This is a genomic window from Kitasatospora sp. NPDC051164 (assembly GCF_044455625.1).
GTDB lineage: Bacteria > Actinomycetota > Actinomycetes > Streptomycetales > Streptomycetaceae > Kitasatospora.
Window position 1 is genome coordinate 84,012 of sequence record NZ_JBITFB010000025.1, and the last position, 23,749, is coordinate 107,760.

General features: G+C 72.5%; 25 protein-coding genes. 16 read left to right on the plus strand and 9 right to left on the minus strand.

Going from position 1 to position 23,749, the window contains the following annotated elements:
* Positions 1-13: 13 nt before the first annotated feature.
* The 3 genes from hemC to hemB all read left to right on the plus strand — a co-directional run bounded on the left by hemC (position 14) and on the right by hemB (position 3,723).
* A complete protein-coding gene (hemC, locus tag ACIBEC_RS32380) occupies positions 14-1,021 on the plus strand; it encodes a hydroxymethylbilane synthase (protein WP_360495641.1) in 1,008 nt (335 codons plus the stop codon).
* Positions 1,018-2,667, plus strand: a complete 1,650-nt coding sequence (locus ACIBEC_RS32385) for a bifunctional uroporphyrinogen-III C-methyltransferase/uroporphyrinogen-III synthase (protein WP_360495638.1) — start codon at positions 1,018-1,020, stop codon at positions 2,665-2,667. The genes hemC and ACIBEC_RS32385 overlap by 4 nt, the downstream gene beginning before the upstream one ends.
* Before the next feature lie 75 nt (positions 2,668-2,742).
* Positions 2,743-3,723: a porphobilinogen synthase gene (gene hemB, locus ACIBEC_RS32390; protein WP_360495635.1), complete on the plus strand. Its 981-nt coding sequence runs from the start codon at positions 2,743-2,745 to the stop codon at positions 3,721-3,723.
* A gap of 186 nt (positions 3,724-3,909) precedes the next feature.
* Here hemB and ACIBEC_RS32395 read toward each other — a convergent pair whose 3' ends face one another.
* The 3 genes from ACIBEC_RS32395 to ACIBEC_RS32405 form a co-directional block, all read right to left on the minus strand.
* Complete coding sequence (locus ACIBEC_RS32395) at positions 3,910-4,176, minus strand: hypothetical protein (protein WP_360495632.1); 267 nt, start codon at positions 4,174-4,176, stop codon at positions 3,910-3,912.
* Positions 4,177-4,383: 207 nt separating this feature from the next.
* Entirely contained in the window at positions 4,384-4,731 is a 348-nt protein-coding gene (locus tag ACIBEC_RS32400; RefSeq protein ID WP_360495629.1) for a rodlet layer protein, read from the minus strand.
* A 90-nt stretch (positions 4,732-4,821) separates the two neighbouring features.
* The gene (locus ACIBEC_RS32405) at positions 4,822-5,169 is read right to left on the minus strand and encodes a rodlet layer protein (RefSeq protein ID WP_360495626.1); all 348 of its coding nucleotides are present in this window, start codon (positions 5,167-5,169) and stop codon (positions 4,822-4,824) included.
* 299 nt (positions 5,170-5,468) lie between these two features.
* Here ACIBEC_RS32405 and ACIBEC_RS32410 point away from each other — a divergent pair, with 299 nt between their 5' ends.
* On the plus strand, positions 5,469-6,188 hold the full coding sequence (locus ACIBEC_RS32410) for a hypothetical protein (RefSeq protein WP_360495623.1): 720 nt from the start codon (positions 5,469-5,471) through the stop codon (positions 6,186-6,188).
* Positions 6,189-6,269: 81 nt separating this feature from the next.
* Here the strand turns inward: ACIBEC_RS32410 and ACIBEC_RS32415 are convergent, their stop codons facing one another.
* The 3 genes from ACIBEC_RS32415 to ACIBEC_RS32425 form a co-directional block, all read right to left on the minus strand.
* Positions 6,270-6,650, minus strand: a complete 381-nt coding sequence (locus ACIBEC_RS32415) for a hypothetical protein (protein WP_360495620.1) — start codon at positions 6,648-6,650, stop codon at positions 6,270-6,272.
* Positions 6,651-6,762: 112 nt separating this feature from the next.
* A complete protein-coding gene (locus tag ACIBEC_RS32420) occupies positions 6,763-7,026 on the minus strand; it encodes a chaplin (RefSeq protein ID WP_360495617.1) in 264 nt (87 codons plus the stop codon).
* 109 nt (positions 7,027-7,135) lie between these two features.
* Positions 7,136-7,378: a chaplin gene (locus ACIBEC_RS32425; protein WP_360495614.1), complete on the minus strand. Its 243-nt coding sequence runs from the start codon at positions 7,376-7,378 to the stop codon at positions 7,136-7,138.
* A gap of 568 nt (positions 7,379-7,946) precedes the next feature.
* On the opposite strand from ACIBEC_RS32425, the gene ACIBEC_RS32430 reads away from it, so the two are divergent.
* Both ACIBEC_RS32430 and ACIBEC_RS32435 read left to right on the plus strand, forming a co-directional pair.
* On the plus strand, positions 7,947-8,186 hold the full coding sequence (locus tag ACIBEC_RS32430) for a chaplin (protein WP_360495611.1): 240 nt from the start codon (positions 7,947-7,949) through the stop codon (positions 8,184-8,186).
* A 255-nt stretch (positions 8,187-8,441) separates the two neighbouring features.
* Positions 8,442-10,073, plus strand: a complete 1,632-nt coding sequence (locus ACIBEC_RS32435) for an RICIN domain-containing protein (protein ID WP_360495608.1) — start codon at positions 8,442-8,444, stop codon at positions 10,071-10,073.
* Between the two features lie 15 nt (positions 10,074-10,088).
* Here the strand turns inward: ACIBEC_RS32435 and ACIBEC_RS32440 are convergent, their stop codons facing one another.
* Positions 10,089-10,676 (minus strand): DUF4291 domain-containing protein, encoded by a 588-nt coding sequence (locus ACIBEC_RS32440; protein WP_360495605.1) that lies wholly within the window; start codon positions 10,674-10,676, stop codon positions 10,089-10,091.
* Positions 10,677-10,809: 133 nt separating this feature from the next.
* Here ACIBEC_RS32440 and ACIBEC_RS32445 point away from each other — a divergent pair, with 133 nt between their 5' ends.
* The 3 genes from ACIBEC_RS32445 (at position 10,810) to ACIBEC_RS32455 (ending at position 14,193) form a co-directional block, all read left to right on the plus strand.
* The gene (locus ACIBEC_RS32445) at positions 10,810-12,090 is read left to right on the plus strand and encodes a glycosyltransferase family 39 protein (RefSeq protein ID WP_360495603.1); all 1,281 of its coding nucleotides are present in this window, start codon (positions 10,810-10,812) and stop codon (positions 12,088-12,090) included.
* Between the two features lie 63 nt (positions 12,091-12,153).
* A complete protein-coding gene (locus tag ACIBEC_RS32450; protein ID WP_360495600.1) occupies positions 12,154-12,642 on the plus strand; it encodes a MarR family winged helix-turn-helix transcriptional regulator in 489 nt (162 codons plus the stop codon).
* 105 nt (positions 12,643-12,747) lie between these two features.
* Entirely contained in the window at positions 12,748-14,193 is a 1,446-nt protein-coding gene (locus ACIBEC_RS32455) for an MFS transporter (RefSeq protein WP_360495597.1), read from the plus strand.
* A gap of 114 nt (positions 14,194-14,307) precedes the next feature.
* Here ACIBEC_RS32455 and ACIBEC_RS32460 read toward each other — a convergent pair whose 3' ends face one another.
* Positions 14,308-14,790 carry a hypothetical protein gene (locus tag ACIBEC_RS32460; RefSeq protein ID WP_121174810.1) on the minus strand — a complete coding sequence of 161 codons (483 nt, stop codon included), beginning with the start codon at positions 14,788-14,790 and terminating at the stop codon, positions 14,308-14,310.
* Positions 14,791-15,239: 449 nt separating this feature from the next.
* Between ACIBEC_RS32460 and hemL the strand changes: the two genes are divergently transcribed.
* The 7 genes from hemL to ACIBEC_RS32495 all read left to right on the plus strand — a co-directional run bounded on the left by hemL (position 15,240) and on the right by ACIBEC_RS32495 (position 22,347).
* On the plus strand, positions 15,240-16,568 hold the full coding sequence (gene hemL / locus ACIBEC_RS32465) for a glutamate-1-semialdehyde 2,1-aminomutase (protein ID WP_360495593.1): 1,329 nt from the start codon (positions 15,240-15,242) through the stop codon (positions 16,566-16,568).
* A 103-nt stretch (positions 16,569-16,671) separates the two neighbouring features.
* Positions 16,672-17,322: a histidine phosphatase family protein gene (locus tag ACIBEC_RS32470; RefSeq protein WP_360496072.1), complete on the plus strand. Its 651-nt coding sequence runs from the start codon at positions 16,672-16,674 to the stop codon at positions 17,320-17,322.
* Positions 17,323-17,476: 154 nt separating this feature from the next.
* The gene (locus tag ACIBEC_RS32475) at positions 17,477-18,094 is read left to right on the plus strand and encodes a TlpA disulfide reductase family protein (protein ID WP_360495590.1); all 618 of its coding nucleotides are present in this window, start codon (positions 17,477-17,479) and stop codon (positions 18,092-18,094) included.
* Positions 18,091-18,864, plus strand: a complete 774-nt coding sequence (locus ACIBEC_RS32480) for a cytochrome c biogenesis protein CcdA (RefSeq protein WP_360495587.1) — start codon at positions 18,091-18,093, stop codon at positions 18,862-18,864. Before ACIBEC_RS32475 ends, ACIBEC_RS32480 begins: the two co-directional genes overlap by 4 nt.
* A 2-nt stretch (positions 18,865-18,866) precedes the next feature.
* Complete coding sequence (locus tag ACIBEC_RS32485; protein ID WP_360495584.1) at positions 18,867-20,681, plus strand: cytochrome c biogenesis protein ResB; 1,815 nt, start codon at positions 18,867-18,869, stop codon at positions 20,679-20,681.
* Between the two features lie 3 nt (positions 20,682-20,684).
* Entirely contained in the window at positions 20,685-21,815 is a 1,131-nt protein-coding gene (gene ccsB, locus ACIBEC_RS32490) for a c-type cytochrome biogenesis protein CcsB (RefSeq protein WP_360495581.1), read from the plus strand.
* A gap of 121 nt (positions 21,816-21,936) precedes the next feature.
* Positions 21,937-22,347, plus strand: coding sequence for a hypothetical protein (locus ACIBEC_RS32495; RefSeq protein ID WP_360495578.1), 411 nt, complete (start codon positions 21,937-21,939; stop codon positions 22,345-22,347).
* A 6-nt stretch (positions 22,348-22,353) separates the two neighbouring features.
* On the opposite strand, the gene ACIBEC_RS32500 is transcribed toward ACIBEC_RS32495, so the two are convergent.
* Positions 22,354-23,442 (minus strand): ScbA/BarX family gamma-butyrolactone biosynthesis protein, encoded by a 1,089-nt coding sequence (locus ACIBEC_RS32500; RefSeq protein WP_360495575.1) that lies wholly within the window; start codon positions 23,440-23,442, stop codon positions 22,354-22,356.
* Between the last annotated feature and the right edge of the window lie 307 nt (positions 23,443-23,749).

Sequence of the window (23,749 nt, forward strand, 5' to 3'; positions counted from 1 at the left end):
GGACGATCACCTCATGAATGGTCAACCGATCACGGAGCAGCCCTCCGCCGCCGCACCCCTGCGGCTCGGCACACGGCGCAGCGCCCTCGCCATGGCCCAGTCGGGCATGGTGGCCCGCGAGGTGACCAGGGTCACCGGGCGCCCTGTCGAGCTGGTCGAGATCACCACCTACGGCGACACCTCCCGGGAGGCGCTGGCGCAGATCGGCGGCACCGGCGTGTTCGTCTCCGCGCTGCGGGACGCGCTGCTGGAGGGCCGGATCGACTTCGCCGTGCACTCGCTCAAGGACCTGCCCACCGCCGCCCCCGCGGGCCTGGTGCTGGCCGCCGTCCCCGAGCGCGAGGACGTCCGGGACGCCCTGGTAGCGGCCGAGGGCCTGAACCTGGACGAGCTGGTCGAGAAGCTGGCCGGCGCCGGCCGCCAGGCCCGGATCGGCACCGGTTCGCCCCGCCGGATGGCGCAGCTGAACGCCTGGGCCACCGCCCGCGGCGCCCAGCTGGAGACCGTCGCGATCCGCGGCAACGTGGACACCCGGATCGGCTACGTGACCGACGGCGAGCTGGACGCGGTGGTGCTGGCGACGGCCGGCCTGAACCGGCTCGGCCGCAGTGCCGAGATCTCCCAGCACCTCGACCCCGAGCTGATGATCCCGGCCCCCGGCCAGGGCGCGCTCGCGATCGAGTGCACCGCCGGGAACACGGACCTGACCGCCGCGCTCGCGGCCCTGGACCACGCCCCCACCCGGGTCGCCGTGGCCGCCGAGCGCGCCCTGCTGGCCACCCTGGAGGCCGGCTGCTCGGCGCCGGTGGCCGCGCTGGCCACCTGGGGCCGGCAGAACGAACTGCGGCTGGACGGCGTGGTCGGCGACCCCGACGGCTCCGCCCTGCTGAAGATGTCCGCCAACGGTCCGATCGTCCTCGACGAGGCCGCCGAGCAGCAGGCGGCGGCCCTCGGCCGCGCGCTGGCTGACCGGCTGCTCGGCGCGGGCGCGGCCACCCTGATGGGGGAGCGAGCCCGATGAGCCCCACCGCCGCCACCGACGCCCTGTTCCCCGCAGGGCAGCCCGCCACCGGACGGTGCACCTTCCTGGGCGCGGGCCCCGGCGACCCGGGCCTGCTGACCCTGCGCGCGGTCGAGGTGCTGTCCACGGCCGACGTCCTGGTCGCCGACCCGCTGACCGCCGCCGCCGTGCGCAGCCACTGTCCGGCCGCCGTGCAGGTGCACACCCCGGCCGTCGAGGGCATCGACTTCGACCTGGCCAAGGTGGTCGCCGAGGCCGTCCGCTCGGGCAAGCACGTGGTCCGCACCGTCGACGGCGACCCGGGCCTGGACGGCTGCGCCGCCGAGGAGATGCTCAGCTGCGCGGGCGACGGGATCCCCTTCGAGGTGATCCCGGGCGTCGCCCAGTCGGTTGGCGTCCCGGCCTACGCGGGCGTCCCGCTGCGCGTCGGGGCCGGCACCGACGTGCGCTTCGTGGACGGTGCCCAGCTGCTGTCCGGCGGCCCGGTGGACCTGGGCGCGCCGGAGACCACCCTGGTGGTCCGCACCACCCTGGGCCAGCTGCCGGCCACCGCCAACGCGCTGGTCTCCAACGGGCGCAAGCCGGACTCGGCGCTCAGCGCGACGCTCTCCGGCACCACCACCCGCCAGCGGACCTTCACCTCCACGCTGGCCGGCATCGCGGCCGACCTGAAGGCCGCCCGGGTGCTGCCCTCGCCGGTCTCCGCCCCGGTCGACCCGGCCACCTCGGTGATAGCCGTGGTGGGCGAGCAGGTCGCCCACCGGGCCTCGCACTCGTGGTTCGAGACCAAGCCGCTGTTCGGCTGGAACGTCCTCGTGCCGCGCACCAAGGAGCAGGCCACCGGCCTGTCCGAGCAGCTGCGCTCGTACGGCGCGGTGCCGCAGGAGGTGCCGACCATCGCGGTCGAGCCGCCGCGCACCCCGCAGCAGATGGAGCGGGCCATCAAGGGCCTGGTCACCGGCCGCTACGAGTGGATCGCCTTCACCTCGGTGAACGCGGTGCGCGCCGTCCGGGAGAAGTTCGAGGAGTACGGCCTGGACGCCCGCGCGTTCGCCGGGATCAAGGTCGCGGCGGTCGGCGAGACCACCGCGCAGGCCCTGGTGGACTTCGGCGTGAAGCCGGACCTGGTGCCCTCCGGCGAGCAGTCCGCCGCCGGTCTGCTGGAGGACTGGCCGCCGTACGACCCGGTCTTCGACCCGATCGACCGGGTGCTGCTGCCGCGCGCCGACATCGCCACCGAGACCCTGGTGGCCGGCCTGGTCGAGCTCGGCTGGGAGGTCGACGACGTGACGGCGTACCGGACGGTGCGCGCCTCGCCGCCGCCGGCCGAGACCCGTGAGGCGATCAAGGGCGGCGGCTTCGACGCGGTGCTGTTCACCTCGTCCTCGACCGTCCGGAACCTGGTCGGCATCGCGGGCAAGCCGCACAACGTCACGGTCATCGCCTGCATCGGCCCGGCCACCGCCAAGACCGCCGAGGAGCACGGCCTGCGGGTCGACGTGATGGCCCCGGCTCCGTCGGCGGCCGCGCTGGCCCAGGCCCTGGCAGACTTCGGGGCCAAGCGCCGCGACACCGCGACGGCCGCCGGTGAACCGGTCTACCGGCCCAGCGAGCGCCGTCCCGGTTCGCGCCGCAAGGCCCGCTGAGGGCCCGCCCCAACCCCGGCCGGGGGCGGCGAGCCGTCGCCCCCGGCACTGCACAACCGTTCGGAGAGAGAAGCCGTGTCCGCTGAATTCCCGTACGTACGCCCGCGCCGACTGCGGCAGAGCCCGGCGATGCGCCGCCTGGTCGCCGAGACCCGGCTGCACCCGGCGGAGCTGATCCTGCCGCTGTTCGTCCGCGAGGGCGTCAGCGAGCCCGTCCCGGTCAGCTCGATGCCGGGCGTGGTCCAGCACTCCCGGGACACCCTGCGCAAGGCCGTCGTGGAGGCGGCCGAGGCGGGCCTGGGCGGCGTCATGCTGTTCGGTGTCCCGCAGGTGCAGGACGCGATCGGCAGCGAGGGCACCAACCCGGACGGCATCCTGCAGCAGGCGATCCGGGACGTGGTCTCCGAGGTCGGCGACTCGCTGGTGGTCATGTCGGACCTCTGCCTGGACGAGTACACCGACCACGGCCACTGCGGCGTGCTGGCCGCCGACGGCAGCGTGGACAACGACGCCACCCTGGAGCGCTACGCCGAGATGGCCCGGGTGCAGGCCGACGCCGGCGTCCACCTGGTCGGCCCCTCCGGCATGATGGACGGTCAGATCGCCGTCGTCCGGCGGGCGTTGGACGAGGCCGGCCACCAGGACGTGGGCATCCTCGCCTACACCGCCAAGTACGCCTCGGCCTTCTTCGGCCCGTTCCGCGAGGCCGTCGGATCCTCGCTCAAGGGCGACCGCAAGAGCTACCAGCAGGACCCGGCCAACGCCCGCGAGGCGCTGCGCGAGCTGGAGCAGGACCTCGCCGAGGGCGCCGACCTGGTGATGGTCAAGCCGGCCATGGCCTACCTGGACATCCTGCGCCAGGTCGCCGACGCCTCCCCGGTGCCGGTCGCGGCGTACCAGGTGTCCGGCGAGTACGCGATGGTCGAGGCGGCCGCCGCGAACGGCTGGATCGACCGGGAGCGGATGATCATGGAGACGCTCACCTCGATCCGCCGGGCCGGCGCCGAGCAGATCCTCACCTACTGGGCCGTCGAGGCCGCCGCGATGCTGAAGTAGCTGTTACTCGCCCGCTCGCCTCCGGGGCGCTCCGACCCGGTGCCGAGGGTCGGCGCTCCGGCGCTCGTGCCTCGCTTGTCGCTTCTCCCTTTCGGCACCGGCGCGCCCCTTCGGCTCGGGGCGGGTACTCGCGCACGCAGAAGGCCGGGCCGCTCCCCGTTGGGGGGCGGCCCGGCCTTCCGGGTTCTACTCCCAGCCGTTGACGTGGGCGAAGCCCTCGCCGCGGCCCATCAGGTCGGTGGAGGTGGCGGCGCCGCAGCCGAAGCCGCCCGCGGCGGTGTTGCTGGTGTGGGCGAGGCCGAAGCCCTCCCCGGCCACGAACGGCTCGTCGGCGGTGGCGACGACCGCGCCGCCGCCGACCAGGCCCACGTGGGCGAAGGCGGGGGTGGCGGCACCGGCGAGTGCCAGCGCGGCGGTGGCGGTCAGCGCGGCCTTGGCCAGCATGCTCTTCATGGATCTGCCCTCTCTCTGGGAGCGCCCGCACGGGCGCTCTGACACGTGTTCACATCCGGCTGCTCGGCCCGGCGCCCCGCCGGGCCGGACGGCCGGTCACCCGGCCGGTCCGCGCTGTTGCGGCCGACCGGACACTTCGTCCGCCAAGCCCGGAGGGCCCGGGGAGACCTTCCTCCCCGGGCCCTCCGTCCGTGCGGTGCCCCTTGATCAGCCGATCAGGTGCGAGACGCCCGCGTCGCCCGAGGACTGGGTGTTCTGGCCGACGTTGCAGATCTGCTTCGGGGTGCTGTTCAGGACCGGAATCTCGATCGGAACGGCCACACCGCCTGCGGCGGGGATGGCGATGTTGTGGATCTCCGGCAGGCAGATGTTCGCGTTGTCCAGGGTGTGGAAGTTCGGGCTGCCGTTGCCGTGGGTGCCGGTCTGGTTGGTGCCACCGTTGCCCTGGACGGAGGTGGCGGCGCCGTCCGAGTCGACGATGGCGGAAGCCGAGCCGGCGGACATCGCGATGGCGGCGGCGGCCAGGCCGGCGGCGGCGAGGGACTTCTTGATCATTTCCGGTTTTCCTCTCGGGTGTGAATCGGGGAGCGATTCGAAGGTGGATCAGTGGGGGTGGTGCAGGGGGGGGGCGAGCTGAGCGGAGTGTCAGCCGACCAGGTGGGACACGCCCGCGTCGCCGTGGCTCTGGGTGCCCTGGCCCTGAGTGCAGAACTGCTTGCCACCGCTGTTGGCGATCGGGACCTCGATCGGGACGGCCAGGCCCCCGGCCGCGCTGACGGCGATGTTGTGGATCTCCGGGAGGCAGACGTTCAGGTTGTCCAGGAAGTGGAAGTTCGGGCTGTTGTTTCCGACCGTCCCGGTGAAGTTGGTGCCGCCGTTGCCCTGGATGGTGGCGGCGGCGCCGTCCGCGTCACCGATGGCCGAGGCGGGCGCGGCGGCGGCGGCCAGCGCGGCGACGGCCAGGCCGGCAGCGGCGAAGGACTTCTGGATCATAGGGAGATCCCTCTCTGAAATGCTCTTGGATTCCTTGCGTGCAACGCGTAGAACGCTCAGACCCGGTCTGCAGTCACTGACGTCCAGATCAAAGAATGACGGCACGGAAGGTTACGGGGTTTTTTGAAATGAGTCCGGGAGGCGCGGCGGCGGATGGTTTCCGGTCGCATTATTAGGCCGAATCGGCTAACCGGCGCAATCCGAACTCCCGGTTGCTCGTTGAGCGGATTACTTTCCGGCTGCGCCCGCGCAGCCCTTCCTCAGTGATTCTCTGTACGGACAGCAGAACGGTGAAAAGCATGAAGTTCTCCAAGCGGGCCGGTGCCATGCTGCTGGCGGTCGGTGCGGGCGTGCTCGCCTCCCAGGGGGCGGCCTCCGCCGCCCCGGTCGGCCCCGACCACGTCGGAGCCCTGGAGGACGCGCTGGCCACCCGGCAGGTCCCGGCGGATGTGCCGCTCACCCCGCTGGGCAGCCACCTCTCGGCGGGCATCCCGACCTCGCTGGTCATGCCGCCGGTGCCCGGCCGGACCACCAGCACCAGCAGCGAGCTGATCCCGGAGCGGATCGTCCCGCAGCTGAGCACCGGCAAGGTCGGCCCGAGCGCCAAGGCCGAGCTGCCGCTCCCGCTGGTCGACCAGGGCGCCGACCTCGGCCAGGTGCTGCTGGACGCCCCGGCCTCGCCGCTGCACGCCGACACCCCGGGGGTCAGCCTCGGCAAGCCGCTCTCGCTCGCCCAGGATGGCGCCGGCCAGCTCGCCGACGGTCGGCTCAAGGTCGGCGAGGTCGACCCGCGCCTGCTCACCGGGACCGTCCAGGCCGTCCCCGGGGCCGACGCGAGCCTCGGCACCGAGAACCACCGGCTCTCCGTCACCGACGAGGTCGGCGACCTGACCACGACCACCGCCGCGACCACCACCGGGGTGGTGGGGCAGACCGGCCTGGCCGACCCCGCGGCCACCACCGCGACGGCCACCGGCGTGCTCCAGCAGACCGGGCTGACCGACCTGACCCGGCTCTGACCCGGCGCCCCCCGGACGGCAGGAGCCCGGTACCCCGCGCCGCGAGCGGGATACCGGGCTCCGGTGCGTCCGGACGGACGCTCAGCCCGGCAGGACGCCGGTCAGCCCGCCGACCAACGGCAGGTCCTTGACGCCGCCGCCCGCGCTCAGCGGGCCGGTCAGCGCGCCGGTGCCGACCGGGGCCAGGCCCTGGTCCGGCTGGACGGTCGCGCCGTTGTTGAGCACGTCGGCGGAGGAGTTCGCCCAGGGGTCCAGGCGTAGGCCCTTGATCGGCGCGATGCCGTAGCCGAGGCCGGAGGTCGTTCCGTTCAGCGCCTGGCCGACGTCGTTCCTGGCCAGCGTGGCCGGGCCCGCGGGGGCCTGTGCGGCCGGCGCAGTGGCGGCCTGCGCCGAACCGGCGCCGAGCAGCACCGCGGCACCGACGGCGGCGGCCAGGCCGGCCCCGCCCTTCTTCGAAACCATGCGGATCACCCTTCGATGGATCGGGGTCCCGGACGGCTGTCCGGATATGCCGAACTGCCCCCCGGCCGACTGGTCGGGGGGCAGGACGGCCGGATCAGGTGCCGATCGGGGATCAGCAGTCGTCCGTGGGTTGCGCCTCGACGTTGGCGCAGCTGTTGCCGAACACCGGGTTCAGGAATCCGCTGGCGTTGAGGGAGTTGCCGCACAGGTTGACCGGGATGTGCACCGGGATCTGGAGCTGATTGCCGGAGGCGACGCCGGGGGAGCCGGCGGCGACGCCCTCGGCGCCCGAGCTGGCGGCGGCAGATCCGGCGGCGCCCAGCACCAGGCCGGCGGCGGCGACGGAGAGGACGGCGGCCTTCTTCACGTTCTGCATGGGGGTTGATCTCCTCGATCACACACGGGGGGAGCGTGCCGCGCCCCGGCACTGCGGGGCGCGGCACGGGCTCGGTGATTCAGCTGTCGCCGGTGCGGCGACCGCCGGTTCAGCCGACGTTGGCGCAGTGGTTGCCGAACACCGGGTTCAGGATGCCGGTGGCGCCGACGCTGTTGCCGCAGATGTTGATCGGGACGTGCACCGGGATCTGGAGCTGGTTGCCGGAGAGCACACCCGGGGAGCCGGCGGCGACACCCTCGGCGCCCGAGCTGGCGAAGGCGCCCCCGGCGACACCGAGCACCAGGCCGGTGGTGGCCACGGTCAGGGCAGCGGCCTTCTTGAAGTTGTGCATGATTTTCCTCCGAGTTTCTGCCCGACGGACGGTGGACGTCGGGGGCCGGGCGAGCATGAATTACTTGCCCAATGGCTTCAGGGGTTGCCGTGATTGTCACTCTGACGGCGCACACCGGCGTGCTCCGCCCATGGCTCGGGCGTCGACGCAGCCGTCGCGTTGTTCCGGCGCCTCGCGAACGATTCCCGCACGGCCGGGAACGATTCTGGCGAGGCGCAACCAGGAGTTCCCGGTCGGACATTCAGGCGGTGCCGCCGAACGCCGGGTTCAGGGGGCCCGCCACGTCGAGCGACTTGCCGGTGGCCTCGGTGCCGACGAGGCCGTGGGCGAGCTGCGCATGGGCGGTACTCGATTCGTGAGTGGGGCCGGTGGATCGTCTTCCGCCAGGGAGAACGAGGCGGGGGGCGGGGGGAAACGGTCCGGCCTTTCGATCACCCGAATGCCGGGCACCCAGGCCCCGTTGAGCCGGACGGGTGACAGTGTGCGCGCCGTCGCAACCGGTCCCTACAGGTCTCGTTCTAGATGTCGCACTCCCCGTGCATCTCTGTTGAACAGTCAGGAGGCTCGCATGAGCATCAAGAAGACCGCTGCCGTCGGCGCTGCCGTGGCGGGCATCGTGGCCGCCGGCGCCGGCACCGCGATGGCCAGCTCCGGCGCCGAGGGCGTCGCTGCCGGCTCCCCCGGTGTCGTCTCGGGCAACCAGATCCAGGTTCCGGTGCACATTCCGGTCAACCTGTGCGGCAACACCATCGACGGTGCCGGCCTGCTGAACCCCGCGTTCGGCAACCACTGCGTCAACGCGGGCTGAACCCGCGGCCGGTTCGGCCGGTGAGAGCCGCCGCTTTGCGCTTCCCTCCTGGGGTGCGGGGCGGCGGCTCTTCGTTTTCCCGGTCGCCGCTCGCCCGGGAGTCGTCCGTCGATTCCCGGCGCTGTCACGAGCCTTGTTGCACTAGTTGTCAGTACCTACAATCCGAGTCCTGCTCACCTTTTCGGCCCCCTCTCTTGCACCGCGCCGCTCGGCGCCCGCCCGGGCGGTCCCCCACCCCCTCGCAAGGAGTCGCGTGTGATCAGGTCCCGCCTGTCGGCGGCGCTCGCCACCGGCGCCCTCATAGCCACCCTCGGCCTGGCCGGCGCCCCCGCCGCCCTCGCCGACTCCGCCCCGGCACCCGGCGCCGTCAAACCGGCGGCGGTCGTCGCCCTCGGCGACAGCGCCATCTCCGGGGAGGGCGCCGGCACCGACACCGGCGACGGCTACTTCCCGGACACCGACAGCCCCACCAACTACTGCCACCGGCACCCCAAGTCGGAGATCTTCGTCACCGACATCCCCGGGGTCACCCCGATCGACCTCGCCTGCTCCGGCGCCCAGACCGGCGACCTGGTCAGCGACCCCGAGCTGGCGAAGATCACCGGCGCGGGCAGCGGCGACTTCGGCGAGCCCAAACAGGACGTCAAGCTCGCCGACGCGGCGTCCAAGTACGACGTCAAGCTGGTCGTGGTGACGATCGGCGCCAACGACGACTTCGACTTCAGCGGCATCATGATGCACTGCCTGGCGCAGTACTTCCCGGTCCCCAAGGACCAGGGCTGCCGCGACACCATCGGCAGCGACGAGATCCTCCGGCGCGCCAAGGGCGTCCAGCCCAAGGTCGTCGCGGCGCTGCAGAACATCCGGCAGACCATGCGCAAGGCCGGCTACGCCGACTCCTCGTACCAGCTGGTCTACCAGTCGTACTTCAACCCGATCACCCCGGACATCCGGCGCAACGACTACCTCGGCAAGGTCGCCGACGGCTGCCCGGCCTTCCCCGAGGACCTCGCCTGGGGCCACAACTGGGTGGTCCCGACCCTGAGCGACGCGCTGCGCGGCGCGGCCGAACAGGTGCCCGGCGTCCGGTACCTGGACCAGCGGCGGGTCGCCTTCGGGCACGAGGTCTGCGCGGAGTGGACCAGTTCCCCGTACGAGTACTCCAACGGGGACGTCATCAACCTCTCCGAGTGGGTGCGCAACGGCTGTGACTCGCAGATCGGCATCCCCGGCCTGTGCATGAACATGGTCCGCCAGTCGTACCACCTGCGGGTGGCCGGCTACCGCGGCGAGGGTGTCTGCCTCGGCCAGTTCTACGCCCGGCCCGAACTGACCCAGGCCTACTGCACGCTCAACCAGCAGAACACCACGTCGATCCAGCCGCTCACCCCCGGGAAACCCTTCGGTGACGGCCCCGAGGACGGCGCCTGGTACCAGCTGACCAACGCGGGCACCGGCAACGCCCTGGACCTCACCGGCGGCGGCACCTACGGCGACTCCACCAACGGTCGGGCCGCCATCAGCTACCCGGCCGGCGGCGGGCTGAACCAGTCCTTCGTGCTGGAGGCCAAGGCCGGCGGCAGCTACGAACTCGACTTCAGCGGCAACCGCGACATGTGCCTGGACGCCAACGCGGCCGCCACCGCCCCCGGCACCCGGATCCAGCAGTGGCGCTGCAACGGCGGCGGCAACCAGCACTGGGTGTTCAAGCCGGCCGGCGACGGCCGCTACAAGATCGCCGACTCCCAGGACCAGAGCAGGGTCCTGGCGGCCGGCAGCACCCTCGACGCCAAGGGCAACCCCTACGTCGAGCTGGCCACCGACACCGGCGCCGCCAACCAGCTCTGGCAGCTCACCAAGCTCGGCATCGTCTACGTCCAGGGCTGACCCCCCGGGCACCGCTCAGGCCGTCGCCGCCCCCAACCGGGCGGCGACGGCCGCACCCACCGGGTACGGCGTCTCGACCGGCAGCAACGCCGGGTCCCGCTCCAGCCGCACCCGCCCGGCCAGCTCGGTGACGTCCGAGATCCGCCGGATCCACTCGTCCGCGTACCGCCGCACCGCCTTGCCGCGCAGTCCGACCTGGATCGCCCGGTGGTCCAGCGGCCGCAGGTGGAGGTCGCGCTCCGGGTCCCACTGCACCCGCACCGGGCTGTGCCGCAGCTCCCGCTTCCACGCGGCCTGCGAGTCGTGTACCCGGCCGGTGTAGGCGCTCAGCACCGCCTGCTCCAGCGCCCAGTCGAAGCCCTCCCGGCTGATCTCCAGCGCCAGCACCCGCTCCTGCCCGGGGCTCCTTCCCCAGTCGCTGCGGTGCATCATCCAGAGGAACGACGGCTTGATCCAGGTCATCCGGTCACGCTTGAACGCCTCCGGGAACCGCCCGTCGGCCGCCGCGGGCTCGGCGATCTCCGGGGGAAACGCCTGGTAGACGGTGATTGTGTCGGCGGTGTGGGCGGCCCGGATCCGGCGGGTCGGCGGGGTGCTCGGCATACCCGGAATCGTCGCGGCCGCCGCCGCCGGGGCGCCAGCGGTTTTCCCGCCGGGGGTGTGCCGTAGGCTCACGGGAAAATCGTTGCGCCGGAGCCGCGCGGACCACGAGCGGGGCGGGGAGTACCCAGAGCAGATGAGCACGGCATCGAGCACCGAGTCGTCCAGCACCGAGCCCGGGGCGTCCGCCGCGGCGACGCCGGCGCCGTCCGAGGAGCGGACGGGCCGGGGGCCCGGGCGGTTCGGGGCGCTGGTGGACCGGTTCGCGCCCGCGCTGGGCGCGTACGCGGTGGTCAAGGCCATCGGCCTGACCGTCTTCATGCTGCTGCTCTCGCACACCGGCGACTACCTGAAGAAGCAGCCGGGGCGCGGCGGCGGCGCCAACCCCTGGGACGTGCTGAGCACGTGGGACGGCGTCTGGTACCAGCGGATCGCCGACAACGGGTACGACCCGCAGCTGATTCCGCTGCACGGCTTCCCGCTGGCCACCTACTACGAGAACTCGGCCGCCTTCTTCCCGCTCTACCCGTGGCTGATGCGGCTGGTCGGCGCGGTCACCGGGCTCGGCTCGTACGGTTCCGGGATCGTGGTCTCGGTGCTCGCCTCGCTGGTCGCGGCGGCCGGGATCTTCGCGATCGCCGAGCGGCTCGGCGGTTTCCGGGCGGGTGTGACGGCCGCGGTGATCTGGGGCCTGTTCCCGGGTTCCGGCGTGGAGTGGGCGGTCTACTCGGACTCGCTGTTCGTGGCGCTGTCCGCCTGGGCCTGCTACTGCGTGATGACCCACCGCTGGCTGACAGCCGGTCTGCTGGCGCTGGTGGCGGGCCTCAACCGGCCGACCGCCGCCGCGCTGATCGCCGCCGTGTCGATCGCCGCGCTGGTCGCGCTGGTGCGCCGGACCGACGGGGTGGCCCGTCCGCTGACCGCGATGCTGATCACCCCGTGGGGCCTGATCGGCTTCGTCGCCTGGGTCGGCTGGAAGATGGGCGACTGGGGCGGCTACTTCAAGCTCCAGCGGGGCGCGTGGAACCGCTACTTCGACGGCGGTGCCTCCACGCTCCGCACGATCATGGACGTGATCACCGGCCACTGGGACTTCTGGCAGTCCAACCCCGTCCCGGACCTGATCGCCATCGCCCTGCTGATGGCCCTGCCCGGACTGCTGGTGCTGCTCTGGCGGGCCCGGCCGCCGCTGGTCCTGTGGGTCTACACCGCGCTCACCATCGCCACCGCGCTGAGCAGCAACCAGATCTTCGGCAACATCTCGCGGTACCTGTTGCCGGCCTTCCCGCTCTGCATCGGCCTGGCGTTCGCGTTGCGCCGGGTGCGGGTGTCCTCGCTGGTCGGGCTGTTCGCGATGCCCGTGATCGCGGCCGGCTGGTACGCCGGCTATGCGCTGTTCGAGTTGGGCATTCCGTAGACCCGGCGTTGGTTGGCAACGGGATCATCCGGCAGCAGACGGGCCGTTGCTAACCTCGGACGTATGACGACGACCCCGCCCGTACGGCAGATCCGCGACATCTCCGGCCTGCTGGACCACGCGAGCCACGTGCTGGCCACGCGCATGTCGGCCGCCTTCACCGAGCTCGGGATCACCCCCCGCGCGTACTGCGTGCTGTTCCACGCGCAGGAGGCCGAACGCACCCAGATCCAGCTGGCCGAGCTGAGCGACCTGGACAAGACCACGATGGTGGTCACCGTGGACGAGCTGGAGAAGGCGGGCCTGGCCGAGCGCCGCCCGTCCGCGACCGACCGCCGGGCCCGGGTCATCTCCGTCACCGAGGCGGGCGCGCGCGCCGTGGTGCAGGGCACCGCGATCGCGGACCGGGTGCACCGCGAGGTGCTGGAGTCGCTGCCGCAGCCCGAGCGCGAGGTGTTCGTCTCGGCCCTGTCGCACCTGGTGGACGGCCCTCTCGCGGAGCCGGTGGAGAGCGACCGCACCGTACGCCGGGCCCGTCGTTCCCGCGGGTAAGCCCACTTCGCCGAGCACCTCGCGACCTGCTCCCGAAATAGATAGTCCTGAACAAAACAATCCGATAGCGTTCTACTCGGTACTCGACGAACCGGGAGAACCGCCATGACCACGCACGCCCCGGCCGCACCCCTCGCGGCCCTCGCCGTCCCCGCCCGCTCCCGCGCCCTCGCCCTCGCGGTGCTCTGCGCGGGAATGCTGATGATCATCCTGGACGGCTCGATCGTCACCGTGGCCCTGCCGGCCATCCAGGAGGACCTCGGCTTCTCGCCGTCCGGGCTGACCTGGACCGTCAACGCCTACCTGATCGCCTTCGGCGGCCTGCTCCTGCTGGCCGGCCGGCTCGGCGACCTGATCGGCCGCAAGCGGGTCTTCGTCGCCGGGCTCGCCGTCTTCACCGCCGCCTCGCTGCTCTGCGCCGTCGCCACCAGCCCCGGGCTGCTGATCGGCGCCCGCTTCCTCCAGGGCGTCGGCGGCGCGCTCGCCTCCTCGGTCAGCCTCGGCATGATCGTCACGCTCTTCCCCGAACCGCGCGAACGCGGCCGCGCGATCGGCGCGTTCAGCTTCGTCGGCGCGGCCGGCGCCTCGATCGGCCAGGTGCTCGGCGGAGTCCTCACCCAGGCCCTCAACTGGCACTGGATCTTCCTGATCAACCTGCCGCTCGGCATCGCCGCCGCCCTGCTCGCCGTCCGGGTGCTGGAGTCCGAGCGAGGCCCCGGCCTGCGGGCCGGCGCCGACGCCCTCGGCGCCGCGCTGATCACCGCCGCCCTGATGCTCGGCGTCTACACGATCGTCGGCACCGGCGAGCACGGCTGGGCCTCCGCCCGCACCCTCGGCCTGGGCGCGCTCGCCGTTGCCCTGCTGGCCGGGTTCCTGTGGCACGAGGGCCGGGCCGCCCATCCGCTGCTGCCGCTGCGGATGTTCCGCTCCCGCAACGTCTCCGGCGCCAATCTCGTCCAGGTCCTGACCATCTCCGGGATGTTCGGCTTCCAGATCCTGGTCGCCCTCTACCTGCAGAACGTCCTCGGCTACGGGGCCGCCGCCACCGGCCTCGCGATGCTGCCGGCCGCGGTCGCCATCGGCGCGGTGTCCCTGCTGCTGTCGGCCCGGCTGAGTGCGCGCTTCGGCGAGCGCCGCGTCCTGCTGGCCGGTCTCGCCCTGCTGGTCGCCGCGCTCGGCCTGCTGGCCCGGCTGCCCGCCGACGCCGACTACGCCGTTCACCTGCTGCCGACCATGCTGCTCGTCGGCGGTGGCGGCCTGGTGCTCTCCACCCTCGCCGTCCTCGGCATGTCGGGCGCCGGTCCGGACGACGCGGGCGCCGCCTCCGGCCTCTTCAACACCACTCAGCAGATCGGCGGCGCGCTCGGGGTCGCCGTCCTCACCACCCTCGCCGACGGCCGCACCGCCACCCTGGCCGCGGCCGGGCAGGCCGGCGCCGACGCCCTTGCCGACGGCTTCCGGCTCGCCTTCGGGATCGCCGCCGGCCTGCTCACCGCGGCGCTGCTGGTCGCCGCCACCGTGCTCAAGTCGACCGCCACCGAAGAGAATTGATGTCAAGTCGACTCGCCTCGCCCCGGCCCGTGTCCAGCGGTTCGGGGCGCGGCGCTGCGGCCGGTGTTGCGGTCGGCATCACGGCCGGTGTTGCGAGCGGCGTCGCGGGTCGCCTTACGGCCAGACCAGGCAGTACAGCTGGTGCCCGGCGTCGTGCAGCCGGTTGGCGAAGTCCTGCCACTCGTGCAGCATGCTGTAGATCACGAAGGCGTCCCGCGGCCCGCGCCGGTCCGGCACGGTGGACCAGATGAAGGCGGCGGCGCCGAGCTCGGTCTCGTCCGCCTTGCGGAGTGGTTCGACGACGTTGTGGGGGAGTTGGACGACGGCGTAGTCCGGGTGCAGCACGACGAGTTCCAGCGGGGGCACCTGGTGCAGTGGGACGCCCTGGATCCCGGTGAGGACCATGGCGCTCATGGTCTCCGGCTTGATCTTGGTGGAGAGGTGGCCGGTGGGGGAGCCGCTGGTCTCCATGAGGTCGCCGAGCCGCCCCAGCGAGCCGAGTTCGCCGGCGTCCAGGCCGAGTCCGCCCGGGCCGAGGGCGGTGGGGACTCTGGCGGCGGTGGCGCGGTCGGGGGCGCCGAAGTATTTGTACGTCACCCCCACGCGTCCCTCACCCCGCCTCTCGCCGCCGCGGCGACCACGTCCCGTACCCGCTCCCGTACCCCCGCGTGCGGTCTCGGCGGGCCTGCGGGAGCCCCCCGCGGCCTCGTCGTAACCGTCCTGCGCCTCGGACACTCGGACCATCCTCACCGGAATTCGCCGGAATCGACAGACCCCCGCACGTCCGGCGTCCCTCCGGACGTGCTCCTTACCCGTCATGCGCCGCCGTACCCACTCGCGGTACGCGGCAGTCCTCTCCACACCCCTGTACACAAACCGGAGCGCTCGCGCACTCTGTGTACACAGTCTGACTGGTCCGTCCTCCGGAGCACTCAGCGGCCCCGTCCGTACGGACTGTACGGACAACCGTACAGACAACGGTGCCCGGATCATCGTTCCAGATGATCGGGTCCGACATGCAGAGGGCAAGGACACGATTTGAGACCATGTCTCCCGTGAGCTACCCGTACGAAGCCCCCCAGTCCCAGTCGCTGTTCGATCGCGCCTCCGTGGTGACGCCCGGCGGCGTCAACTCCCCGGTGCGCGCCTTCCGCGCGGTCGGCGGCACGCCGCGCTTCATGGTGTCCGGCACCGGCCCCTACCTGACCGACGCCGACGGCCGCGAGTACGTCGACCTGGTGTGCTCGTGGGGTCCGATGATCCTCGGCCACGCGCACCCCGCGGTGATCGACGCCGTCCAGCGGGCCGTCACCCGCGGCACCTCCTTCGGCACGCCCGGCGAGGGCGAGGTCGAGCTGGCCGAGGAGATCGTCGCCCGGGTCGCCCCGGTCGAGCAGGTCCGCCTGGTCTCCTCCGGCACCGAGGCCACCATGTCCGCGATCCGGCTGGCCCGCGGTTTCACCGGCCGGGCGAAGGTGGTGAAGTTCGCCGGCTGCTACCACGGTCACGTGGACGCCCTGCTGGCCGCCGCCGGTTCCGGTGTGGCGACCTTCGGCCTGCCGGACACCCCGGGTGTCACCGGCGCCCAGGCCGGCGACACCATCGTGCTGCCGTACAACGACCTGGCCGCCGTCGAGCAGGCCTTCGCGGCGCACCCGGGCGAGATCGCCTGTGTGATCACCGAGGCCTCGCCCGGCAACATGGGCGTCGTCCCGCCGCTGCCCGGCTTCAACGGGGGCCTGGCCCGGCTCTGCCGGGACAACGGCGCGCTGTTCATCTCCGACGAGGTGATGACCGGCTTCCGCGTCTCCAAGGCCGGCTGGTACGGCCTGGAGGCCGCGAACGAGGGCTGGGCGCCGGACCTGCTGACCTTCGGCAAGGTCATGGGCGGCGGCTTCCCGGCCGCGGCCTTCGGCGGCCGCGCCGACGTGATGGCGCACCTGGCCCCGGCCGGCCCGGTCTACCAGGCGGGCACCCTGTCCGGGAACCCGATCGCCACCGCGGCCGGCCTGGCCCAGCTGCGCGGCTGCACCGACGAGGTGTACGCGAAGGTGGACGCCGTCGCCGCCGAGGTGTCCGGCCTGGTCACCGAGGCGCTCGCCAAGGAGGGCGTGGCGCACCGGCTGCAGACCGCCGGGAACATGTTCTCGGTGTTCTTCACCGACGCCGCCGTGACCGACTACGACCAGGCGAAGACCCAGGAGGCGTACCGTTTCACCGCCTTCTTCCACGCGATGCTGGCCGAGGGCGTCTACCTGCCGCCGTCCGCCTTCGAGTCCTGGTTCGTCTCGGCGTCCCACGACGAGCGGGCGATCGAGCGGATCGCCGCCGCCCTGCCGGTCGCCGCGCGCGCCGCTGCCGCCGCCACGGCCTAGTCGCCACGGCCCGGTCGCGAGACCGGCCGCCACGGCCCAGTCCACCCCGAGCCCCAGGAGCAGTTGAGAAGTGAGCGCCAAAGAGATCACCGTCGTCCACCTGATGCGGCACGGTGAGGTGCACAACCCGGAGGGCGTCCTGTACGGGCGGCTGCCGGACTACCACCTGTCCGAGCTGGGCCGACGGATGGCCGACCGGGTGGCCGAGGACCTGGCCGGCCGGGACATCACCCACGTGGTGGCCTCGCCGCTGGAGCGGGCCCAGGAGACCGCCGAGCCGATCGCCAAGGCGCACGGCCTGGCCGTCGCGGCGGACGCGCGGCTGATCGAGGCCGAGAACATCTTCGAGGGCAAGACCTTCGGCGTCGGCGACGGCTCGCTGCGCAACCCGGGTTACTGGAAGTACCTCACCAACCCGTTCAAGCCCTCCTGGGGCGAGCCGTACCTCGACCAGGTGGTGCGGATGATGGGCGCGCTCGGCGCCGCCCGGGACGCCGCGCGCGGGCACGAGGCGGTCTGCGTCAGCCACCAGCTGCCGATCTGGATCGTCCGGTCCTTCGTCGAGCGCCGCCGGCTCTGGCACGACCCGCGCAACCGGCAGTGCTCGCTGGCCTCGCTGACCAGCTTCACCTTCGAGGGCGACAAGATCGTCTCGGTCGGCTACCGCGAACCGGCCCGCGACCTGCTGCCCGCGCACCTGGTGGGCAAGGGCCGCAAGGGCGACAAGCCGGTGGGCAAGAGCTTCGGCGCCTGACACTCGCGAGCGCCTCCGTAAGCGGTGCGTAAGTATGACTTCGGGTCACCCGGCGAGCGCCGGGTGACCCGATTTCGTCGCAGGTCAGAGGGGGTGCGACGCGCAAGGCAGGACCCCCCCGAACCTGCCCGGAACTCCATGCGAAACTTTTCACATGTCTGCCATGGCGCGCCCCCGTCCCCGTGTCGCCGCAGCCGCCGCCGCCACCGCCGCGGCCGCTGCGCTCGCCCTCACCGGCTGTTCCTCCTCGGGCTCGTCCGGCGGCGGCGCGGGCCAGGTCGGCTTCGTCACGGTCAAGGGCACCAACCTGTCGAAGGCGGACGCCGGCAAGCGCGGGGACGCGCCGGACATCTCCGGGGAGACCCTGGAGGGCAGCCAGACCAAGCTCTCCGACTACCGGGGCAAGGTCGTCGTGCTGAACGTCTGGGGCTCCTGGTGCGGGCCCTGCCGGGCCGAGGCGAAGAGCCTGCAGGCCGTCGCGGACAAGTACAAGGACCAGGGCGTCCAGTTCCTCGGCGTCAACACCCGGGACACCGAGAAGACCAACGCCGTCCGCTTCGAGCAGGAGCAGGGCGTCACCTACCCGAGCATCTTCGACCCGGCCGGCACCCAGCTGCTCAAGTTCCCCAAGGGCAGCCTCAATCCGCAGTCCATCCCGACCACCCTGATCGTCGACCGCGACGGCAAGCTGGCCGCCCGCGCCGTCGGCGGCACGACCGAGGACGCGCTGGAGTCGATCCTGCAGCCGGTGGTCGCGGAGCAGAAGCAGTGAGCCTGCCGCAGCAGCTCGCCGACAACACCGGCACCCTCCAGAGCGGAGCGTTGCTGGTGGCCGCGCCGATCGCGCTGGCGGCCGGCCTGGTGTCGTTCTTCTCGCCCTGCGTGCTGCCGCTCGTCCCGGGCTACCTGTCGTACGTGACCGGCTTCTCCGCGGCCGACCTTGCGGACGCGCGCGGCGTGCGGCGCGGCCGGATGGCGCTCGGGGCGACGCTCTTCATCCTCGGTTTCACCGCGGTCTTCGTCTCCGGCGGTGCGCTGTTCGGCCAGTTCGGCGACACCCTGCAGGAGCACAAGCGCGTCATCTCGATGGTCCTCGGCGTGGTGACCGTCGTGATGGGCCTCGCCTTCATGGGCCTCGTCCCCGGCCTGAGCATGCGCGAGGTGCGCTCCCACCGCCGTCCGGCGGTCGGTCTGCTGGGCGCCCCGCTGCTGGGCGTGGTCTTCGGCGTCGGCTGGACGCCCTGCCTCGGCCCGACCATCGCGACCGTCCAGAACCTGGCCCTGAACCAGGCCGACGCCGCGCGCGGCGCCATGCTGATGACCTTCTACTGCCTGGGCCTCGGCGTACCGTTCATCCTGGCCGCGGTGGCCTTCCGCCGGGCACTGGGCGCCTTCGGGTGGGTCAAGCGGCACTACCCGCTCGTCATGCGGATCGGCGGCGGCATGCTCGTCGTGGTCGGTCTGCTGCTCGTCACCGGGATCTGGGATTCCTGGATGAGCGAACTGCAGTCCTGGACCGCCGACTCCTCGATCGGAATCTGACCGTGAGCAACACCACGACCGAGACCGAGCAGCCCCCGGCGCCGGACGACCTCGCCGCCGAGCGGCTCAGCTCCGCGCCGGTCGAGTCCGACGGACCGACCGGCATAGGGGCGTTCGGCTGGGCGCGCTGGATGTGGCGTCAGCTGACCTCGATGCGGGTCGCCCTGATCCTGCTCTTCCTGCTCTCGCTGGCCGCCATCCCCGGCTCGCTGATCCCGCAGTACCAGAACGGCCAGGGGCAGCTGAAGGTCGAGGCCTGGAAGGCGCAGCACGGCACCGTCGCGCCGATCTACGAGAAGCTCCAGCTGTTCGACGTCTACAGCTCGGTCTGGTTCTCCGCGATCTACATCCTGCTGTTCGTCTCGCTGGCCGGCTGCATCGTCCCGCGTACCTGGCAGTTCGTCGGCGTGCTGCGCGCCCAGCCGCCGGCCGCGCCGCGCAACCTGACCCGGATGCCGGTGCACGCGGCCTGGCGCACCGAGGCGGACGCCGACACGGTGAACGCCGCCGCACACCGGCTGCTGCGCAAGCGCGGCTTCCGCGCCGACCTGTCCGGCGGCGCGGTGGCCGCCGAGAAGGGCTACCTGCGCGAGGTCGGCAACCTGCTCTTCCACCTGTCGCTGTTCGCGCTGCTCGGCGGCTTCGCCTGGGCCAGCCTGGCCTCGGGCACCGGCGGCAAGCTGATGGTCGAGGGCGAGGGCTACTCCAACACCATCACCCAGCTCGACGACTTCAACGGCACCCGGTTCTACGGCAGCGACGACCTCGACCCCTTCTACCTGAAGCTGGACACCTTCACCGCGAAGTTCCAGGCCAGCGGCTCCCAGATCGGCGCCGCCCGGCAGTTCACCGCGAACGTCGAGTACGCGACCGGCAGTGACGCGTCGAAGCTGAAGAAGTCCACGATCGAGGTCAACCACCCGCTGGAGATCGGCGGCAGCAAGGTCTACCTGATCGGCCACGGCTTCGCCCCGGTCGTCACCGTCCGCAACGCCAAGGGCGAGGTCGTCTACAGCGGCGCCACGCCGTTCCTGCCGCAGGACGCCAACCAGACCTCCACCGGCGTCGTGAAGGTCTCCGACTACGGCGAGAAGGACGGCCAGCGGACCCAGCTCGGCTTCAGCGGCTTCTTCCTGCCGACCGCGCCGGTGAGCTTCGAGGGCACCGGTCCGATCTCGCTGTTCCCGGACGACGCGGCGCCGGAGCTGGTCCTGAACGCCTACGCGGGCGACCTGGGCACCGACTCCGGCCTGCCGCAGAACATCTACCAGCTCAACATGCGGAAGATGACCCAGCTGACCCAGGACGGCCAGCCCGCCAAGATCCGGCTCAGGCCCGGCCAGGCGTGGGACCTGCCGGACGGCTACGGCACCGTCACCTTCGAGGGCTACAAGCGCTGGGCCAGCTTCGACGTCTCGCACCGCCCGGGCAACGCGATCGCCCTGTCCGGTGCGGTGCTGGCGATCCTCGGCCTGATCGGCTCGCTGTTCGTGCAGCGCCGCCGGATCTGGGTGCGGGCGGTCGCCCTGCCGGGCGGCGGCACCCAGGTGGAGCTGGCCGGGCTGGGCCGCAGCGAGTCGGCGAAGATCGCCGAGGAGCTGGCCGAGCTCGCGGTGGACCTCCAGGACGACGCCCCCGCCTCCGAGGAGGACGACGCCCCCGCCTCCGAGGGGGAGGGCGAGCACAAGCACGAGCACGAGGACGACACCCCGGCTCCGGACGGCGAGGAAGCCGCCGCCGGATCCGCTGACACCGAGGCCGAGGCCTCAGACCCCGCAGACCCCGCAGTCCCCGCCGACCAGAACTCCAAGGAGTAGACGGTGCATCTCGCCTCGGGGGTCGACCCACACCTGGCCGACCTCTCCAACAAGCTGATCTATTCGGCGATGGTGGTCTACACGATCGCCATGTTCGCCCAGATCTTCGAGTGGACCTTCGGCAGCAAGGGCGCCGTCGCGGTCCGCTCGAAGGAGCAGTCGGGGAACCTGGCCGAGACCGTCGCCGCCGCCGGCACCAAGGGCGGCAAGAAGGTCACGGTGACCGTCGCGGGCGCCAACGGTGGCACCACCACGCTGACCCGCACCGCCCTGGCGGGCGAGGGCGCGACGGTGGTCACCAGCGGACGCGGCGAGGAGGAGGTGGACGGCCCGGGCGCGGCCGGCACCAGCGAGAAGGCCGACCTGGCCGGCCGGATCGCGGTCTCGCTCACCGTCCTGGGGTCCCTGCTGCACGCGGGCGGCGTGATCACCCGCGGCCTCTCGGTGTCCCGCTGGCCGTGGGGCAACATGTACGAGTTCTCCTGCGCCTTCGCGCTGGCCATGGCGGCGGCGTACATCGTGCTGCTGGCCGCGCGGAAGAACGTCCGCTGGCTCGGCCTGCCGGTCACCATCGCGGTCCTGCTGACGCTCGGCATCGCCACGTCGATGCTGTACACCGACTCCGACCAGCTCGTCCCGGCGCTGCACTCGCCGTGGCTGGCGATCCACGTCTCCACCGCGATCTTCTGCGGCGGCGCCTTCTACGCGGCGTTCATCGCCACGCTGCTCTACCTCGGCAAGGACTCCTTCGACAAGCGGATCGCGGCCGGTCTGACCACCGGCCCGCTGGGCACCCCGGCGTCGGTCTGGCGCCGGCTGCCCGCCGCGTCCACCCTCGACAAGCTGTCCTACCGGATCAACGCCCTGGTCTTCCCGCTCTGGACCTTCACCATCATCGCGGGCGCGATCTGGGCCGAGGCGGCCTGGGGCAAGTACTGGGAGTGGGACCCGAAGGAGACCTGGTCGTTCATCACCTGGGTCGCCTACGCCTGCTACCTGCACGCCCGGGCGACGGCCGGCTGGAAGGGACGCAAGGCGGCCTACCTGGCGCTGGCGGCCTTCGCCTTCTGGCTCTTCAACTTCTACGGCGTGAACATCTTCGTCACCGGCAAGCACTCGTACGCGGGGATCTGACCGGGGCGCAACCACCCACCGGCCCGGCTCTCCGCAGAAGGTAGCCGGGCCGAGGTGTGACAGGGGTAGTTCGTGCCGGCCGCCGGTCGGCGCGAGAGGGAACTGAGGAGGAAATCGCGCAATGGAGTGCGAAGAGGTCATGCTGACCGTCCGAATCACCGCCGCCGAGCGCATGCTGCTCCGCCGGCTCGCCCAGGGACACCGGAGCGACGTGTCCGAGGTGGTGGCCGACGCTCTGCTGGACATCATTCCCACGCTGAGCGCGCCGGGGGACGCCTACCGGCTGCTGGGGGCGCTCGCGATGCCCGCACCGTGTGCCCTGACGGTCTGGCTGCCGTCCGCGCTGGCGGACCTGCTGGTGCCCGGCGCGGCCCGGATCGCGCAGATCACCGACGTCCGGATCGAGTCGGCCAGTGCCGCCCTGGGGGCGGCGCTGCGGCTCTGGCTGGCCCAGGACCCGGTCAGGCTGGCGACCAACCTCAGCGTGATGCACGCCGGGCGGCGGCCGTCATCGGCGCTGGTGGCCGCGTAGCGGGGGTCAACTGGCCAGCGGCAGCCGGGTGCTGCCGAGGCCCGGCGCGGCGGTGCGGCCGTCGAGGGCGTCCCGCCGGGCCGGCACCGTCGGGCCCTCGGCGGGCCCGTCCAGCGGCCCGTCCAGGGGCTCGGTGAGCAGTCGGCACTCGGCCGCCGTCCGCCCGTCCTGGATCAGCTGGACCCGTACGGGCAGTCGGCGGCCGTCCGCCGCCGGCTCGGGGACGGCCCGGACGAAGCAGGGCCGGTCCAGCTCGATGTAGTGGTCGAAGGAGGTCACCAGCTCGACCGGCACCACCGGCTCGGGGTGGCGCAGCCGCTGGGCGGCCTGCCGGGCGGCCTCCAGCACCAGCATCCCGGGCACGTGGTCCAGCTCGTGGTCGAAGAGCACCGGGTGGGTGGCGTCGGCGCGCAGCAGCCAGGTGTCCGGTCGCAGGGTCGGGCTGAGCACCACGTCGGCGGGCTGTGCGCGGCCGACGAGTTCGGGCGCGGTGGGGGCCGGCGGCCGCGGCGGGGCGACGGCGTGCCGTCCGGGGCCGCGCAGCCGGGCGTACGAGGCGGGGGAGAGCACGCGCAGCTGGCCCGAGCCCCGGCCGATCGGCCGGCCGTCCCGGGTGACCTCGGCGTGCACTCGCAGGGAGACCAGTCGGCCGTGCCGCATCCGGACGTCCTCGCAGCCGACGGCGAGCATCAGCGAGGCCGGGGTGGAGGTGACGGCCAGGCCGGGCAGGCCGGGCTCGGCGAGGGCGTAGGAGAGGTCGTCCATGACGAAGTGGTGGCCGCGCGGCACCCCGAACCCGGCGTGGCCGATCAGCAGCCCGGCCTGCCGGACGGTCTCGGCCATCAGCACCGGGTCGTGGTAGCGGTCCCCGGGCAGCCGGTAGAAGCCGTGCAGCCGGGGCCACTGGGCGCCGAGCAGGAAGTCGTACGGGCCGGTGGCCTGCCAGCCGGTGAGGAGGACCTCGGACACCGAGGCGCGGTGCACCAGGTGCCGGGAGACGGTCCGGTCGTGGAAGTCGTAGCCGGAACCGGGGCCGAGGCCGGGGCCGGGGTGGGCGTACGCGCCGTGGGGGTCCGGCTCTACGATCGATGGCATGACTGGCCCCCGCTCCCAGGGTGTCGGTCGAGCGGCCGCCATGGACGCCCGAGCAAAACATACAGACCACCCGGTTTGTGTTCAGCGACTGGGGTGCCCCGGCCGCGCAGCCCGGCCCGCTCACGCTACCCGCCCCGTGGGCTGGGGCAATGCCCTGCGGATGACCGCAGACCTTGGGCGGGGGGCCGTCCCCGCTGGACGGCGGGGGCGACGCACGCGCTAGATTAGATACCAACCATGCGGTTTCGGTCGCGGCCGTCCGCATGCGAGCGTCGCTCCCGGCAGGGGGCGCGCCGACAGCAGCCGG

What these genes read in the sequence shown, in the direction of transcription:
- ACIBEC_RS32475 (WP_360495590.1), top strand. Translation starts at nt 17,477, where the DNA reads ATGTCTGCCATGGCGCGCCCCCGTCCCCGTGTCGCCGCAGCCGCCGCC.
- hemL (WP_360495593.1), top strand. Translation starts at nt 15,240, where the DNA reads ATGTCTCCCGTGAGCTACCCGTACGAAGCCCCCCAGTCCCAGTCGCTG.
- ACIBEC_RS32430 (WP_360495611.1), top strand. Translation starts at nt 7,947, where the DNA reads ATGAGCATCAAGAAGACCGCTGCCGTCGGCGCTGCCGTGGCGGGCATC.
- ACIBEC_RS32415 (WP_360495620.1), bottom strand. Translation starts at nt 6,650, where the DNA reads ATGGTTTCGAAGAAGGGCGGGGCCGGCCTGGCCGCCGCCGTCGGTGCC.
- ACIBEC_RS32440 (WP_360495605.1), bottom strand. Translation starts at nt 10,676, where the DNA reads ATGCCGAGCACCCCGCCGACCCGCCGGATCCGGGCCGCCCACACCGCC.
- ACIBEC_RS32445 (WP_360495603.1), top strand. Translation starts at nt 10,810, where the DNA reads ATGAGCACGGCATCGAGCACCGAGTCGTCCAGCACCGAGCCCGGGGCG.
- ACIBEC_RS32495 (WP_360495578.1), top strand. Translation starts at nt 21,937, where the DNA reads ATGGAGTGCGAAGAGGTCATGCTGACCGTCCGAATCACCGCCGCCGAG.
- ACIBEC_RS32410 (WP_360495623.1), top strand. Translation starts at nt 5,469, where the DNA reads ATGAAGTTCTCCAAGCGGGCCGGTGCCATGCTGCTGGCGGTCGGTGCG.
- ACIBEC_RS32425 (WP_360495614.1), bottom strand. Translation starts at nt 7,378, where the DNA reads ATGCACAACTTCAAGAAGGCCGCTGCCCTGACCGTGGCCACCACCGGC.
- ACIBEC_RS32400 (WP_360495629.1), bottom strand. Translation starts at nt 4,731, where the DNA reads ATGATCAAGAAGTCCCTCGCCGCCGCCGGCCTGGCCGCCGCCGCCATC.
- ACIBEC_RS32450 (WP_360495600.1), top strand. Translation starts at nt 12,154, where the DNA reads ATGACGACGACCCCGCCCGTACGGCAGATCCGCGACATCTCCGGCCTG.
- ACIBEC_RS32385 (WP_360495638.1), top strand. Translation starts at nt 1,018, where the DNA reads ATGAGCCCCACCGCCGCCACCGACGCCCTGTTCCCCGCAGGGCAGCCC.
- ACIBEC_RS32470 (WP_360496072.1), top strand. Translation starts at nt 16,672, where the DNA reads ATGCGGCACGGTGAGGTGCACAACCCGGAGGGCGTCCTGTACGGGCGG.
- ACIBEC_RS32395 (WP_360495632.1), bottom strand. Translation starts at nt 4,176, where the DNA reads ATGAAGAGCATGCTGGCCAAGGCCGCGCTGACCGCCACCGCCGCGCTG.
- ACIBEC_RS32420 (WP_360495617.1), bottom strand. Translation starts at nt 7,026, where the DNA reads ATGCAGAACGTGAAGAAGGCCGCCGTCCTCTCCGTCGCCGCCGCCGGC.
- ACIBEC_RS32405 (WP_360495626.1), bottom strand. Translation starts at nt 5,169, where the DNA reads ATGATCCAGAAGTCCTTCGCCGCTGCCGGCCTGGCCGTCGCCGCGCTG.
- ACIBEC_RS32500 (WP_360495575.1), bottom strand. Translation starts at nt 23,442, where the DNA reads ATGCCATCGATCGTAGAGCCGGACCCCCACGGCGCGTACGCCCACCCC.
- hemC (WP_360495641.1), top strand. Translation starts at nt 14, where the DNA reads ATGAATGGTCAACCGATCACGGAGCAGCCCTCCGCCGCCGCACCCCTG.
- ACIBEC_RS32455 (WP_360495597.1), top strand. Translation starts at nt 12,748, where the DNA reads ATGACCACGCACGCCCCGGCCGCACCCCTCGCGGCCCTCGCCGTCCCC.